Below are 14,623 nucleotides of genomic sequence, written 5' to 3'. Positions count from 1 at the left end.
CAGCGCCCATGTCCCGGGCGGTCGACGGAGCAGATTTGAACGGAGCGCTCCGCTCCGATAAATTCGGTGTAGCACGCATCGTTCCGGCGGACACGGAGGACAAATGAACACGACACCCAGGCCGACGGCCCTGGTGACCGGCGGCGGCCGGGGAATAGGCGCGGCTACTTCGCGGGAGCTCGCAGCACGCGGATACCGCGTGACCGTCAACTACTTCTCGGACCGTCGATCGGCCGAGCAGGTGGTCAAGGACATCGAAGCCGACGGCGGCGAGGCCGTCGCCGTGCAGGGCGACGTACGCGACCCCGCGCAGGCGGTCGAGCTGCTGCGGCGCACCGCGGTCGAGGGGCGCCTCGACGTCCTGGTCTGCAACGCCGCCCCCCAGTTCACCCCCACACCGATCCAGACTCTCCCCTGGGACGACTTCCACACGAAGCTGACGGGCGAACTGGCCTCCGTCTACACCCTGACCCAGCAGGCGCTGGCGATCATGGGCGCCCAGGGGCAGGGCCGGATCGTGTACGTCTCCAGCGCCGTGGCCGACGGTCCGTCCGTCCCGGGCATGGCTCACCATGGCACCGCCAAGGCGGCCCTGAACACCTTCGCCCGCTTCGTCGCCCACGAGGCCGGTCCGCTCGGCATCAACGTCAACGTCGTGGCACCGGGCTTCGTCCGCACCGAGGGCAGCGCCGGGGTACCGCAGGAGATCCAGCGGCGCTTGGCGGAGAACACCCCGCTGGGGCGGGTCGCGGAACCGGAGGATGTCGCCCGGGCGATCGCGATGCTGGCCGGGGAGGAGGCAGGGTTCGTCACCGGCCAGATTCTCACCGTGGACGGTGGGCTCGGCGTGGCACGCATGTAGGGAAGAATGCTTCGCCATGGGTGACACGCACACGGGTAGGCCACGCGGCCGCCGACGGGAGGCGGACCGCAACGACGCCCGCCTCATACAGGCCGCGCGCGAGGTCTTCGCCGAGCGCGGCTGGGACGCCCCCGTCTCGGAGATCGCCCGCCGAGCCGGAATCGGCATGGGCAGTCTGTACCGCCGCTACCCCAGCAAGGAGCTGCTGGCTCAGCGGATGCGGATCGTGGGGATGGAACAGCTCGTCACCCAGGCACGCACGGCTCTCGCCGAGGAGCCCGAACCCTGGTCGGCCTTCGCCCGCTTCCTGCGGGACGCGCTGTCGGCCCAGGGGGCGGGCGGTCCGCTCCTCCCCCTGGTCGGCGGCCGACTGCCGGCCACGGACGAGGTCACGGCCGCCGCCGCCCGGCTCCAGGCCGTCCTCGACGACCTGGTGGGAGGCGCGCACCGGGCCAGGGTGCTGCGTGCCGACTTCACCTCCGCGGACATCCCGTTACTGCTCGAACACCTCAGCGCACGGATTCCCGTCACCGGTGAGCGTGCCGCCGCGCTCCACCTGCGCTACCTGGACCTGGTGCTCGCCGGGTTGCGCACCTCGGCCGTCGACGACCCCACTGGTCTACAGGGCCCGGCCCCGCACTGGGCGGAACTCAGCGAGCTGTGGAACGCGCCTGAGGAATGAGCCGGGCGTCGGGGCCCCTCGCCATGATCGAGGCCCTTGGCAATTCTCTACGAGCGGCCCGCGCCTCCCTTCCAGGGGCGACTCCCTTACCCCGAAATTGACATCCAGGGGAAAGTTTCTTCCCCCTCACCATGAGTAGACATCTTCTCGGCTCCGGCGAATCATGACGGAAGGACCGCCCGACGGCGGGCCAAGGCCGAGAAAAGGGCAGGAACCATGGTCAAAACTGTTTCCTTCAGGAACAAGGCAGTGGAAATTGCTGGGCACCTTCACCTGCCGGACGACTTCAGGGAAGACGAAAAATATCCTGCTCTCGTCGGCATTCATCCGGCCGGAGGAGTAAAGGAACAGACCATCGGAGCCTACGCCAAGAGGCTCGCTGCGCAGGGATTTGTCACCCTGGTATACGACTCCTCCTACCAGGGAGAAAGTGGCGGCGAACCTCGCCTCTTGGAAGACCCGACGACCAGGGTGGAAGACGCCCGCTGCGCAGCCGACTTTCTCACCACTCTTCCGTTCGTCGACTCCGAACGAATGGGAGTCTTCGGCATTTGCGCCGGGGGCGGCTATGCAATCAGCGTGGCGCAGACCGAACGTCGCTTCAAGGCAGTAGCCACCGTCAGCGCAGCCCCCATGGGCGAAGGCTCCAGAGGCTTTCTGGGGCATATGTCCCCGGTGGCCGAGCAGATCGGAACGCTGGAAATGGTTGCCAAGCAGCGCACGGCGGAAGCAAGAGGAGACGCACCTCTCTACGCCCCGTTTGTCCCGGAAACTCTGGCGGAGATCGACGAAAACACACCGGACCTCCTGCGCGAAGGATACGACTACTACAGGACGCCCCGAGGTCAACATCCCAACTCCAAGGGCCGCTTCCTGCTGACCAGCATGGACAAGATGTTCGCCTTCTCGGCGTTCGACCAAATTCCAGAACTGCTGACCCAACCGATGCTCCTCATCGCAGGGAGCAGGGCGGACACAAAGGTGTTCAGCGACCAGGCTTACGAGCTTTCCAAAGGGCCGAAGGAGTTGTTCGTCGTCGACGGTGCGACTCATATCGCGATGTACGACGTGCCCGAGTACGTGGATCAAGCGATCACCAAGATGGTGGAGTTCTTTGCCGTCCTTTAGTGCCGCCGAAACCTGGGACCACAACCACTGAGCCGGGCACTGCTCCGGCACGGTTAGAGGTCATCCGTCCAGACTCAGGAATCAAAGCGATGACCTCGTCCGGGCGGCCGTGGCGCCCAGGCGGCGACGTGCCCCGGCCGGAACCAGGGTGGCCTACGGGTTGAACGGTAGGCAGGGGAAAATTTCTTCCCCCTCACAGCGCGCTCTTCCGGTGCAAGGCTTGGTCACGAACTGAGCAAATACATTCGAGGAGCCCGATCACCATGTCCCCTTCCGGCCGCCCCACAGTCGCCGTTGCCTTTCATTCGGGCTACGGCCACACGGCCGTCGTCGCCGAGGCCGTGGCGCGTGGCGCGGCGGGAGCCGGCGCCGAGGTCGTCTCGATCTCCGTCGACACCATCACCGACGAGCAGTGGGCGCGGCTGGACGCCGCCGACGCGATCGTCTTCGGTGCCGCCACGTACATGGGTACCGCCTCCGCGGCCTTCCACGCGTTCGCCGAGGCCAGCAGCAGGCGCTGGTTCTCCCATGTCTGGGTGGACAAGCTCGCCGCGGGCTTCACCAACTCCGGCGCCAAGAGCGGCGACAAGTCCTCCACCCTGGGCTATTTCGCCACCTTGGCCGCCCAGCACGGCATGCACTGGATCAGCCTGGGTCTGCTGCCGGGCTGGGATTCCAGCACGGGCAGCGAGGACGACATCAACCGGCTGGGCTTCTTCATGGGTGCCGGCGCCCAGAGCCCGACCGATGCCGGTCCGGAAGCGGTCCACACGTCGGACATCGCCACCGCGGAGCACCTGGGTGCGCGCGTCGCGCGCCAGGCCGCGATCTTCCGCGCCGGGCGCGCCGCCCTCGCCGCCTGATCACAGGTCTTTCTTTCCCTTATCCGATCGCCCCCGCAAGGAGCACCCATGTCCGACTCCCCGAACCTCGCCCTCATCCGCCGGGTCTACGAATCCCGAATGGCGCCCGAGGTCACGAAGGAGGTCATGGCCCCGGACTTCGTCTGGGACATCACCCCGGGCTTTCCGAACAGCGGCGTCTACCACGGCTGGGACAGCGTGGCGAAGGACTTCTTCGGCAAGACGATGCCGAACTACGAGTCGTTCGGCGCGGTGCCCGAGGAGTTCTACGCGGACGACGACAGCCACGTCTTCGTGTACGGGCACTACCACGCCGAGACGAAGACCGGGAACAAGGCCGACGTCCGGTTCATCCACCTGTGGACCGTCCGTGACGGCAAGGCCGTCAGCATGCGGCAGGCCGCCGACAGCCACGTCCTCCAGGAAGCCCTCAAGGGCTGAGACCCCCGACTAGGAGACCACCCCATGGCGAAGATCCTCTTCGTGATCACAGCGGCCGACCACTGGACGCTGGCCGACGGAACCCGGCAGCCGGCCGGTTTCTGGGCCGAGGAAGCAATCGGCCCGTACCAGGTCTTCAAGGAGGCCGGATACGAGATCGCGGCGGCGACACCCGGCGGTATACCGCCCACAGCGGATGCGCTCAGCCTCACCGCGGACTTCAACGGCGGCGAGGAAGGCGCGCAGCGCATGCGCACCGCCCTGCGCGAGGCGACCGAGCTGGCGCAGCCGCTGCGCATCGAGGACGTGGACATCGACGACTACGTGGCCGTGTTCTACCCCGGCGGCTGGGGCCCGATGGAGGACCTGCCGGACAACGCGGAGTCCGGCAGGCTGCTCACCGAGTGGCTCGCTTCGGGCAAGCCGGTGTCCCTGGTGTGCCACGGCCCCGCGGCGTTGCTGGCCACCATCGGCCCGGACGGGACGTCCCCGTTCGCCGGCTACCGTCTGACCGGCCTCTCCAACGCCGAGGAGAAGCTGAACGGCCTCGCGGACCGCGCGAAGTGGCTGCTGCAGGACCGCCTCGTGGGCGAACTCGGCGCGGACTACCGCGAGACAGAGCCGTTCGCCCCGCACGTCGAGACCGACCGCACCCTGTACACCGGCCAGAACCCGGGCTCGGCGGTCCCGCTGGCACAGGAAGTACTGAAGGCACTGAGCTGACACCGACCCCGGCGCTCTCTCGGCGGCCCGGTACGCACTCCGGCCGCCGAGTCCCCTTCCGCCTGCCGTCGTATGGGTCGGGACCGGTATCATTTTCGTACATCAGCCAAGCCAACGTAGGCAGGATCCCTCCCCCTCACAGCGCCGGGATTCTGTGCAAGGCTGGAGATCATGAACCGCAGCCCCCATCTGAACGAGCTGGGTGAGTTCCTCAAGGCCCGCCGTGCCGAGCTCAGTCCCTCCGAGGTCGGACTCCGCGGCGGGCAACGGCGGCGTGTGAGCGGTCTGCGCCGTGAGGAAGTGGCTCTTCTCGCCGCGATCAGCACCGAGTACTACACGCGCATCGAGCAGGGCCGTCTGCAGGCGTCGGCTCCCCTCCTGAACGAGATCGCCCAGGTTCTCCGCTTGAACGAGGACCAGCGCATCTACCTCTTCGAGCTCGCGGCGAAGGAGAGGACGCGCCCGCCCACGTCAGGCGATCGCCAGCAGGTGGACACGCAGCTGCAGCGCATGCTGGACGATCTCACCGCCTCCCCGGCCTTCGTCATCGGCCGACGCACCGACATCCTGGGCTGGAACCAGCTCGCCGCCGCCCTGTGGACCGATTTCGGGCACTACCCGGAGCAGGAGCGCGTGTTCGTCCGGCTGCTGTTCACCGAACCCTGGATGCGCGAGCTGTACGCCGACTGGGAGGAGGTCACCCGGCTCGCCATCGCCCAGCTGCGCATGGAGAGCGCGCGCTACCCCGGCGACCAGCGCCTCACCGCTCTGGTCGAGGAGCTCTCCGCCCGCGACGCACAGTTCCGGGAGTGGTGGACCGAGCATGACGTCGCGATGCGGGGCAAGGGCGTCAAGAAGCTTCGTCACCCGGTGGTGGGCGAGCTGACACTCGACTGGAACACGCTCACGTGTGGCACGGACCCCGACCAGCACATCATCGTCTGGAACGCCGAACCCGGCTCCCCGTCCCACGACGGGCTGCGCCTCCTGGCCTCCTGGGCCGCGGAGCAGAAGCGGACGGCGTCCGACACCGTCGCGTAGGCCTCCTCCAGCCGTTCCCGGCGGCGCAGCCGACAGCAGGACGTGAACCGCGTGCCCCGTTTCGATCAGGCTGTCGCATCCCGTGCCCGCTGGTACGGGTCGGCGGTCCACGACGCGAGGAAGCGCAGTCCGTCATGTGACGGGGTCCCCGGCTCAGGAGTCATGATCACCAGCTGCTGTTGCGGGTCGGCGGTGGAGCTCAGGCTGTCCCAGTCGAGACTGAGATCGCCGGCAACCGGGTGGCGCAGTCTCTTGGTGCCAACCCTCAGGCCGACCACGGGACGGCCGGCCCACCACTGTCGGAAATCGGCGTCGGCCACCGACAACTCGCCGACGAGTGCGGCCAATCCCGGGTCGCCGGGGCACTTGGCGGCCTCCACTCGCAGGTGGGCGACGCAGCTCCGGGCGATCGTCCTCCAGTCGAGGTAGAGCTCGCGGAAGCCGGGGTCGGTGAAGACCAGGCGGGCGTAGTTGCGCTTCTTCTCCGGAACCCGCTCGAAGTCGGTGAGCAGAGCGGCTGATAGAGCGTTCCAGGCCAGGATGTCCATGTGCCGACCCAGGATGAGCGCGGGGGTGGCGGTCAGTTCGTCCAGGAGACGCCTCAGTTGCGGCTGGACCTTCTGCGCCGGTCGGCGGCGCGGCGCGCACTCATCTCCTGCGGCCAGCGCGAACAGGTGGTCCCGCTGGTCGTCGTCGAGGTGCAGGACACGGACGAGGGCGGCGAGCACCGGCGTCGGCACGGAGGCACGTCCCTGCTCCAACCGCGTGTAGCGGTCGGTGCTGATCCCCGAGAGCTGGGCGACCTCCTCCCGGCGCAGGCCGGGCACACGCCGAGGGCCACCGGAGTCGGGCAGGCCGACGGTGCGGGGGCTCAATTCGGCCCGCCGCGCCTTGAGGAATTCTCCCAGCTCGTTCAGATGCGCGTCGCTGGTCATGACGGCCAGTCTCGCACCGCTCGGTCTTCGCGAGAGGGGTAAGGATTCCTCCCCTGGATAAGCCGTTCCCAGGATGGAATTCTCCCCTTTGCGGCCTCGCATGATGGTGGCAGGGTCGAAGGCGGACGGCCAGGACCGGCCCACGGAGAGCACGAGGGAGTCAGCCAAGCCCACCTCGTTCTTCGGTGAGTATCTCGGCCGCCGGCCGAAGGCCGGGCGGCCTGAATCCCCTGAACACATGCTAGGAGCACCACCCATGTCCGAACGGAAGAAGTTCGCGCCGCCGGCGATCCAGGAATTCGCCCCCAAGCTCGCGGAGGTGACCGACACGGTCCTGTTCGGCGACATCTGGGAGCGGCCGGGTCTGTCCCCGCGCGACCGCAGCCTGGTCACCGTCACGGCTCTCGCCGCTCTGTACCGCAACGACCAGATCGGCTTCCACCTCGGCAAGGCGCTGGAGAACGGCGTGACCAAGGACGAGTTGATCGAGGCGATCACGCATCTGGCCTTCTACGCCGGCTGGCCCAACGCCATGACCGCGATGAACCAGCTCAAGGAGATCGTGGACAAGGCCGACCAGTCCGGCTGAGGCGTCTCCTGACCGCCCGCACCTCACAGCACTGGCTCATCCCCAACTCCCCCCACATACCGCCGCCTTGCCGTCTGGCGGCAGCACCGCCAAGGGACACACACATGGAACTGCTGAAGCAGCCCCCAACCATGAAGCTCCCTGCCGAATGGTTCACCGGCGACGCCTACGCCGACGTGATCCACCGCGGCGAGGACCCCTCCCGGTTGCGGGCCAACATGGTCCGGTTCACTCCCGGCGCCCGCACCGCGTGGCACTCCCACTTCCTGGGACAGACCCTCTACATCGTCGAGGGCATCGCCTTGGTGCAGTCGCGTGGCGGCGACATCATCGAGGCTCATCCCGGCGACGTCATCCACACGCCCCCGGGCGAGGAGCACTGGCACGGTGCCGCGCCCGACCAGTTCATGGTCCACCTCGCCCTGTGGGAGACGGACGACACCACCTGGCTGGAGCACGTCGCGGACGACGAGTACCACGGGCCGCGCGTCAGCACCCGCACCCGCCCCTGACGCCACCACGCACCTGACAAGACCGGGGAAAGCATCATGAGAGCAACCATCATTCACGGCCCCGGGGACATCCGGGTGGAAGACGTCTCCGAGCCGAAGATCGCGGCGCCCACGGACGCGGTCATCCGTACCGTCGCCACCTGCGTGTGCGGCTCCGACCTGTGGAGTTACCGGGGCATCAACCCGGTCCCCGAGCCGCAGCCGATCGGCCACGAGTACGTCGGCATCGTCGAGGAGGTCGGCAGTGACGTCTCGACCGTCAGGCCCGGCCAGTTCGTCATAGGTTCCTTCATCGCCTCCGACAACACCTGCGCGAACTGCCGGGCCGGCTATCAGACCAACTGCCGGCACCGTGACTTCCCCAACGGCTGCCAGGCCGAGTACGTCCGCATCCCCCTCGCCGACGGCACCCTGGTCGCCACCCCGGAGCAGCCGGCCGAGGCACTGATCCCGGACCTGCTGGCCTTGTCCGACGTCATGGGCACCGGCTGGTACGCCGCCAGGGCGGCCGAGGTCAGGCCCGGTGCGACGGCGGTGGTCGTCGGAGACGGCGCGGTGGGCCTGTCCGGTGTCATCGCCGCCAAGGAACTGGGCGCCGAGCGCATCATCGCCATGAGCCGGCACGCCTCCCGGCAGAAGCTGGCCCTGGAGTTCGGTGCGACCGACATCGTCACCGAGCGGGGCGAGGAAGGCGTCGCCCGCGTCAAGGAACTGACGAACGGTATCGGCGCCGACTCGGTCCTCGAGTGCGTCGGCACCCAGGAGTCGATGCACCAGGCCCTGCTGTCCACCCGCCCCGGCGGCAACGTCGGCTTCGTCGGCATGCCGCACGACGTGCAGATCGACGGCCAGCAGCTCTTCTTCTCCCACGTCGGACTGCGTGGTGGTCCCGCTCCCGTGCGGGCCTACCTTCCCGACCTCATCGAGCGCGTCCTCAGCGGGCGTATCAACCCGGGCAAGGTCTTCGACCTCACCCTGTCCCTGGACGAGGCCGCCGAAGGTTACAAGGCCATGGACGAGCGTCGCGCCATCAAGGCGCTGCTGCGTCCGTGACCTGAAGCCCCGGCGGTGGTGGGCGCCGGTCGCGGCGCCCACCACCGCCGGCACCGACCAGCGGCAACCCCGTCACACCGTCGCGGCAGAGGCGAATCGCTTCCTGAGGCCGGACCGACGACCCTGACGAGTTTCCATCCGCCCTCACCGGATCCAAAAGATCGGAGAATCACCGATGACGACCTGGACCAGCGACGACCTCAACCGCATCGCCGAGGCCGACGAGTTGGAGATGGCGCCGCGCCGCGGTGACGGCACCCTGCGGGGGCCGGTGCCGATCTGGGTCGTCCGCGACGGTGACGACCTGTACGTCCGCTCCTTCCGGGGTACGGACGGCGGCTGGTGGCGCACGGCCCGCGCGAGCCATGCGGGGCACATCCGCTCCGGCGGCGTCGACAAGGACGTCACCTTCGTCGAGGTGGCGGACTCCGAGATCAACGACCGCGTCGACACGGCGTACCGCACCAAGTACGGCCGCTTCGGCGGCGCGTACGTCGACCCCATGGTGGCGGCACGGTCGACGACGCTGAAGCTGGTTCCGAGATGAGCAGGACGTTCCCGGTGGTGGCGGCTCAACTCCCGCCAGTAGTCCGCCCGACACAGGAGTAGGCGCCATGCTCGGTCTGGAACTCGTCGTGCTGCTGGGTGTGGCTGTGCTGGTCGGCCAGGTCGTGGCACAGCGCTTCAGCGTCGCACCCCCCGTCGTGCTGCTTGTCGTGGGTGCTCTTCTGGGACTGGTCCCAGCCGTGCGCCAGACTCAACTGCCGCCGGACGTAGTGCTGCTGCTCTTCCTGCCGGTGTTGCTGTACTGGGAGAGCCTCACCACGTCCCTGCGGGAGATCCGTTCGAACCTGCGGGGCATCGTCCTGCTCAGCACGGTCCTGGTGATCCTCACCGCGGGAGCCGTGGCGGTCGCCGGGCACGCGCTCGGGCTGCCGTGGGGGCCGGCGTGGGCGCTGGGCGCGGCGGTGGCTCCGACCGACGCGACAGCTGTCGGCGTCCTGGCCCGCTCCCTGCCGCGCCGCCAGGTCACCGTGCTGCGTGCCGAAAGCCTCGTCAACGACGGCACCGCACTGGTCATCTTCGGCCTGGCGGTCGGTCTCACCGTCGGCGAGGAACACCTCACCCTCCCGCACGTGGGCGCGCTGTTCCTCCTGGCCTACGGCGGCGGGGCCGCGGTCGGCGGGGCGGTCGCCTGGGTCAACATGAATCTGCGACGCCGCCTGGACGATCCCCTGCTGGGCAATCTCGTCATGATCCTGGCGCCGTTCACGGCATATCTGCTCGCGGAGCTGATCCACGCCTCCGGTGTCCTCGCCGTTGTCGTCAGCGGGCTGATCATGGCCCAGGTGGCTCCGAGCCTCATCCGCGCCGAGCATCGTCGCCAGGCGCTGGCCTTCTGGCCGCTGCTCACCTTCATCATCAACGGCGCGCTTTTCGTTCTGGTCGGAGTGGAACTCCAGTACGCACTGCGCCACTTGAACCGGTCCGACCTCCAGGACGCCCTGACCGCGGTCGCGGTGGTCAGCGTGGTGTTGATCGTCGTCCGGTTCGCGTTCCTGTTCTCCTCCGCCTACCTGATCCGCGTGATCGACCGGCGTCCGCAGCAACGGCTGCGCCGCATCAGTCACCGGGCGCGCACCGTCAGCGGGTTCGCGGGCTTCCGGGGCGCGGTGTCACTCGCCGTGGCGCTCTCGGTGCCGGAGACCCTCGACTCGGGTGAGCCCTTCCCCGACCGTGCCTTCATCGTCTTCGTCACCTCCGGCGTCATCGTGGTGACCCTCGTGGTGCAGGGGCTGCTGCTGCCGCGCGTGGTGCGCTGGGCCCGGCTGCCGCGCGACACGTCCGTCGACGACGAACAGGTCCTCGCCGAGACCAGGGCGACCGAGGAAGCCATCGAGGCACTGCCGCAACTCGCCGCCGAACTGGGCACCACCCCGAAGGCGATGGAGTGGCTGCGCCAGGAGTACGAAGCGCGCCTGGCCACCGCGAGGGCCCAGGGCGCGGGCACCGACGACGATCCCGCCCTCCTCCACAACCGCCACTACACCGACCTCCGCCTCGCCCTCATCGCCCACAAACGCGCGACGGTCGTGCGTCTGCGCGACGAGCGAGAGATCGACGACACCGTGCTGCGTCGGCTCCAGGCCGCCCTGGACAACGAAGAGGTGCGGCTGGCCGGACGCGAACAGGTGGAGTGAGCCGAGTCCGACGCCCGGTCTCCGCGCAAGGCCCAACAGAAGGAAAACCCCTGCCATGTCCTCCGGTCTCATCGACGTCCACGCCCACCTCCTTCCCGACTTCTACGTCCAGCAGGCGACCGCGGCGGGCCACGCCCACCCCGACGGCATGGGCGACTGGCCCACGTGGTCCGTGGAAACCCACCTGGACCTGATGGACCGCAACGGCATCGAGACCGCGATGCTCTCCATGTCGTCCCCCGGCGTGCACTTCGGCGACGACAAGGCCGCCCGTCTCCTCGCCCGGCGCGTCAACGAGTACACCGCCGAGCTGACCAGGGACCACCCGGGCCGCTTCGGCAATTTCGTGTCGCTCCCCCTGCCGGACGTGGACGGCTCGTTGGACGAGATCGCCTTCGCCTTCGACGAACTCGACGCCGACGGCGTGGCCTTGCTGACGCACACGCACGGTGTGTACCTGGGCGACCAGCGTCTCGACCCGGTCTTCGCGGAACTCGACCGCCGCCGGGCCGTGGTCTTCCTGCACCCCACCTCACCGGTGTGCTGGGAACAGTCCGCACTCGGCAGGCCGCGGCCGATGGTCGAGTACATCTTCGACACGGCCCGTACCGTCACGGACCTGGTGATGGCGGGCGTCCTGACGCGTCATCCGAACATGCGGGTGATCGTTCCGCACTGCGGTGGCGCGGTACCCGTCCTGGCCGACCGCATCAACGAGTTCATGAGGCTGTTCCTGCCTTCGGAGCAGTCACCCTCCCTCGATGCCGTGCAGCAACTACGCGGGCTGTACTACGACATGGCGGGCACAGCCTTCCCACGCCAGGTCCCCGCGCTGCTGAAGCTCGTCGATCCGGACCGCGTGCTGTTCGGCAGCGACTACTGCTGGACCCCTCCCCCGCTGGCCGACGCCCATATCGCGGCGATCGACGCGGCCGAGTCACCGGTGGCGGGGACCACGTGGCGTTCCCTCACCACGGCCAACGCCAACCGCCTGCTCCTGGGGACAGCGCGGTGAACGCGTCAGGCGACGCCGTCCGCTCCCTCCGGTGCCCTCTCGATCCCGGCAGCCAGCGAACGCAAGGCCCGGTGGGTCGGGCTGCCGGGTTCGGCGGTCCACACGACGAGGTGCTGTTCGGGATCCTCCGCGCACGTGAAGGTGGACCGCTCGAATGTCAGGTCGCCCACCACCGGATGCCGAAGCAGCCTGCTGCCGCCGGCCCGCACGGCGACATCGTGCGAGGTCCACCACAGCCGGAACTGCGGATCGAGTACGGAGAGCTCTTCGACGAGCGCCGTCAGCCGAGGGTCGTGAGGGTTTCGCCTGCTGTCCATGCGCAGGTGGGACACGGCCAGTCGGGCCATGTCCTCCCAGTCCGTGTACAGCACCCGGATGGCGGGCTCGGTGAACAGCAGTCGTACGTAGTTGCGCTCAGCCTCGGGGATGCGCCCGAAGTCCATGACCAGAGCGGCGGCCATGGCGTTCCACGCCAGAAGGTCTGTGTTGCAGCCGATGACGAACCCCGCCGTGAGAGTCAGGTCGTCCAGCAGGTGCCGCATCTGCGGCTGGACCACTTGCCGAGCGCCCCTGTTGGCCCTGGGCAAGGCGGTCTTCTTCCCCGCGAGGGTCAGGACGTACTCGCGCTCGTCGCCGTCGAGGCGGAGCACCTGCGCGAGGGCGTCGAGGACCGCCTCGGACGCCTGAACGCGGCCCTGTTCGAGCCGGATGTAGTAATCGGTGCTGATCGCTGCCAGCCGGGCGACTTCCTCACGACGCAGACCGGGAACACGCCGCGGCTCACCGGTGTCGGGCAGTCCGACCTCTCCAGGGCTCAGCTGTGCACGGCGCGCTTTGAGGAAGGCTCCCAGTTCGTCCCGGCTCGGCTCCCGTTGCACACGCACAGCTTCGCACCTTGCCGCGATCCCGCGCACCAAACCAGGGGGCCGCCGCCGTCATCGTCCGGCGGTCCCTGTCGGTCGCCGCCCGACGGTGATCGGCGCGGAGACCCCAGCCCGCGGCTCGGGCCACGGCAGCCCGGCTCGTCGGACACCACTTCGCTCAGCCTGCACGCTCGATCCCACATCGAGCACCATGAACGACACCGGATGGAGAAAAGATGCACACCCGAACCCTGGGGCAAGACCTGCGAGTCTCCGCGATCGGTCTCGGCGCGATGGGAATGTCCCAGAGCTACGGCCCGAACCCCGGCGATCGAAGCGACATGATCGCCGTGCTCCGTGGGGCCGTGGACCGCGGGGTCACGTTTGTCGACACCGCCGAGGTGTACGGCCCCTACGTCAACGAGGAGCTCGTCGGAGAGGCCCTCGCTCCGGTCCGTGACCAGGTGGTGATCGCCACGAAGTTCGGATTCCGCATCGAGGACGGTGCGTCGGTCGGCCTCAACAGCCGGCCCGAGCAGATCCGTGCCGTCGCCACGGCCTCCCTCGAACGGCTCGGAGTGGAGACCATCGACCTGTTCTACCAGCACCGCGTCGACCCACAGGTACCGATCGAGGACGTCGCCGGCACGGTGGCCGAGCTCGTGCAGGAGGGCAAGGTCCGCTGCTTCGGGCTGTCGGAGGCCAGTGCGGAGACCATCCGCCGTGCTCACTCGGTCCACCCGGTCGCGGCGGTGCAGAGCGAGTACTCGCTGTGGACCCGAGATCCCGAGTCCCAGGTCCTGCCGACGTGCGCGGCGCTCGGAATCGGGTTCGTGCCCTTCAGCCCGCTCGGCAAGGGGTTCCTGACCGGGGCCGTGGACGCTTCGACGTCGTTCGCGGACGGCGACGTCCGAACGACCATTCCACGGTTCACGGCCGAGAATCGTGCGGCGAACCAGGCTCTCGTCGAACACATCACGACGCTCGCGCAGGCCAAGGACGCCACACCGGGGCAGGTCGCACTCGCCTGGCTGCTCGCCCAGCATCCGTGGATCGTCCCGATTCCCGGAACGCGGCGCATCGCCCGCGTCGAGGAGAACATCGGCGCGACCGAGCTGCCGCTCTCCGCCGACGAACTGTCCGACCTCAACGAACTCGCCGGCCGGGTCGGGGTGCGGGGAGACCGCTACAACGAGCACCACATGTCGCTGGTCGACAAGTAGCAGCCGAACGGAGGCTGGACGGGGCTGGAGTTTCCCCCGGCCCCGCGGCTCCAGACTCAGTCCTTGTCAGGAACGGTGGGCTACAGGGCCGGGGTGTCGATGCCCCAGGACGTGACGAAGTCGGGTACCACCTCGACCCAGTTGGGACCGAACCCCGGCCCCAGCACCTCGCCACCCTCCGTGTGCAGGACCGTCGCCCCCTTGATGAGGATGCCGCGCGGCTGCCACGTCTGCTCATCCAGTACGTCGTCGACGACCAATGCCGCCTGCGGGTTGACGTTGAGGTGACGGACGTACAGCCGCTCCTGGCCACGTCCTTCCAGGGAGCGCCCCCCGATCTTGATCACCTCGTGCTCGGCATCGAAGTGGTACCTGATGGGCACCACATGCGGCTTGCCCGACTTGCCCGAGGTGGCGAGTCGCCCAAGGAGGTGTTCCTGCAGGAACCCGACTTCCCGCGCGTTGAACCTGCCCATATCGATCTCCGTTTCG

General features: G+C 68.5%; 17 protein-coding genes. 14 read left to right on the top strand and 3 right to left on the bottom strand.

The annotated features are described in order from the left end of the window. Positions 1–103: 103 nt before the first annotated feature. The 7 genes from OHA64_RS41840 to OHA64_RS41810 all read left to right on the top strand — a co-directional run bounded on the left by OHA64_RS41840 (position 104) and on the right by OHA64_RS41810 (position 5,740). A complete protein-coding gene (locus OHA64_RS41840) occupies positions 104–862 on the top strand; it encodes an SDR family NAD(P)-dependent oxidoreductase (protein WP_405622412.1) in 759 nt (252 codons plus the stop codon). Positions 863–878: 16 nt separating this feature from the next. Further along, positions 879–1,544 (top strand): TetR/AcrR family transcriptional regulator, encoded by a 666-nt coding sequence (locus OHA64_RS41835; RefSeq protein WP_405622411.1) that lies wholly within the window; start codon positions 879–881, stop codon positions 1,542–1,544. 141 nt (positions 1,545–1,685) lie between these two features. Further along, positions 1,686–2,672: an alpha/beta hydrolase gene (locus tag OHA64_RS41830; protein ID WP_405624340.1), complete on the top strand. Its 987-nt coding sequence runs from the start codon at positions 1,686–1,688 to the stop codon at positions 2,670–2,672. Positions 2,673–2,935: 263 nt separating this feature from the next. Next, on the top strand, positions 2,936–3,535 hold the full coding sequence (locus OHA64_RS41825; protein WP_405622410.1) for a flavodoxin family protein: 600 nt from the start codon (positions 2,936–2,938) through the stop codon (positions 3,533–3,535). A gap of 48 nt (positions 3,536–3,583) precedes the next feature. Then, positions 3,584–3,976: a nuclear transport factor 2 family protein gene (locus OHA64_RS41820; RefSeq protein ID WP_405622409.1), complete on the top strand. Its 393-nt coding sequence runs from the start codon at positions 3,584–3,586 to the stop codon at positions 3,974–3,976. 24 nt (positions 3,977–4,000) lie between these two features. After that, entirely contained in the window at positions 4,001–4,699 is a 699-nt protein-coding gene (locus OHA64_RS41815) for a type 1 glutamine amidotransferase domain-containing protein (protein ID WP_405622408.1), read from the top strand. A gap of 171 nt (positions 4,700–4,870) precedes the next feature. Then, positions 4,871–5,740: a helix-turn-helix domain-containing protein gene (locus OHA64_RS41810; RefSeq protein WP_405622407.1), complete on the top strand. Its 870-nt coding sequence runs from the start codon at positions 4,871–4,873 to the stop codon at positions 5,738–5,740. A gap of 65 nt (positions 5,741–5,805) precedes the next feature. Here the strand turns inward: OHA64_RS41810 and OHA64_RS41805 are convergent, their stop codons facing one another. Continuing rightward, positions 5,806–6,675 (bottom strand): helix-turn-helix transcriptional regulator, encoded by an 870-nt coding sequence (locus tag OHA64_RS41805; protein ID WP_405622406.1) that lies wholly within the window; start codon positions 6,673–6,675, stop codon positions 5,806–5,808. Between the two features lie 256 nt (positions 6,676–6,931). Here OHA64_RS41805 and OHA64_RS41800 point away from each other — a divergent pair, with 256 nt between their 5' ends. The 6 genes from OHA64_RS41800 to OHA64_RS41775 all read left to right on the top strand — a co-directional run bounded on the left by OHA64_RS41800 (position 6,932) and on the right by OHA64_RS41775 (position 12,045). Continuing rightward, positions 6,932–7,264, top strand: coding sequence for a carboxymuconolactone decarboxylase family protein (locus OHA64_RS41800; RefSeq protein ID WP_405622405.1), 333 nt, complete (start codon positions 6,932–6,934; stop codon positions 7,262–7,264). 104 nt (positions 7,265–7,368) lie between these two features. After that, entirely contained in the window at positions 7,369–7,776 is a 408-nt protein-coding gene (locus OHA64_RS41795) for a cupin domain-containing protein (RefSeq protein WP_405622404.1), read from the top strand. A gap of 36 nt (positions 7,777–7,812) precedes the next feature. Beyond that, the gene (locus OHA64_RS41790) at positions 7,813–8,829 is read left to right on the top strand and encodes a zinc-dependent alcohol dehydrogenase family protein (RefSeq protein WP_405622403.1); all 1,017 of its coding nucleotides are present in this window, start codon (positions 7,813–7,815) and stop codon (positions 8,827–8,829) included. Positions 8,830–9,004: 175 nt separating this feature from the next. Further along, positions 9,005–9,376 carry a DUF2255 family protein gene (locus OHA64_RS41785; RefSeq protein ID WP_405622402.1) on the top strand — a complete coding sequence of 124 codons (372 nt, stop codon included), beginning with the start codon at positions 9,005–9,007 and terminating at the stop codon, positions 9,374–9,376. 67 nt (positions 9,377–9,443) lie between these two features. After that, positions 9,444–11,030, top strand: a complete 1,587-nt coding sequence (locus tag OHA64_RS41780; protein ID WP_405622401.1) for a Na+/H+ antiporter — start codon at positions 9,444–9,446, stop codon at positions 11,028–11,030. A 55-nt stretch (positions 11,031–11,085) separates the two neighbouring features. Next, complete coding sequence (locus tag OHA64_RS41775) at positions 11,086–12,045, top strand: amidohydrolase family protein (RefSeq protein WP_405622400.1); 960 nt, start codon at positions 11,086–11,088, stop codon at positions 12,043–12,045. 5 nt (positions 12,046–12,050) lie between these two features. On the opposite strand, the gene OHA64_RS41770 is transcribed toward OHA64_RS41775, so the two are convergent. After that, the gene (locus OHA64_RS41770; RefSeq protein WP_405624338.1) at positions 12,051–12,923 is read right to left on the bottom strand and encodes a helix-turn-helix domain-containing protein; all 873 of its coding nucleotides are present in this window, start codon (positions 12,921–12,923) and stop codon (positions 12,051–12,053) included. 221 nt (positions 12,924–13,144) lie between these two features. Here OHA64_RS41770 and OHA64_RS41765 point away from each other — a divergent pair, with 221 nt between their 5' ends. After that, positions 13,145–14,131: an aldo/keto reductase gene (locus OHA64_RS41765; RefSeq protein ID WP_405622399.1), complete on the top strand. Its 987-nt coding sequence runs from the start codon at positions 13,145–13,147 to the stop codon at positions 14,129–14,131. A gap of 80 nt (positions 14,132–14,211) precedes the next feature. Here OHA64_RS41765 and OHA64_RS41760 read toward each other — a convergent pair whose 3' ends face one another. Further along, entirely contained in the window at positions 14,212–14,607 is a 396-nt protein-coding gene (locus tag OHA64_RS41760; RefSeq protein ID WP_405622398.1) for a pyridoxamine 5'-phosphate oxidase family protein, read from the bottom strand. Positions 14,608–14,623 lie beyond the last annotated feature (16 nt).

Source organism: Streptomyces sp. NBC_00076, assembly GCF_045041235.1.
Classification (GTDB): Bacteria; Actinomycetota; Actinomycetes; order Streptomycetales; family Streptomycetaceae; genus Streptomyces.
The sequence above is the reverse complement of the archived record's forward strand: the minus strand, read 5'-3'. Positions and strand labels throughout refer to the sequence as shown.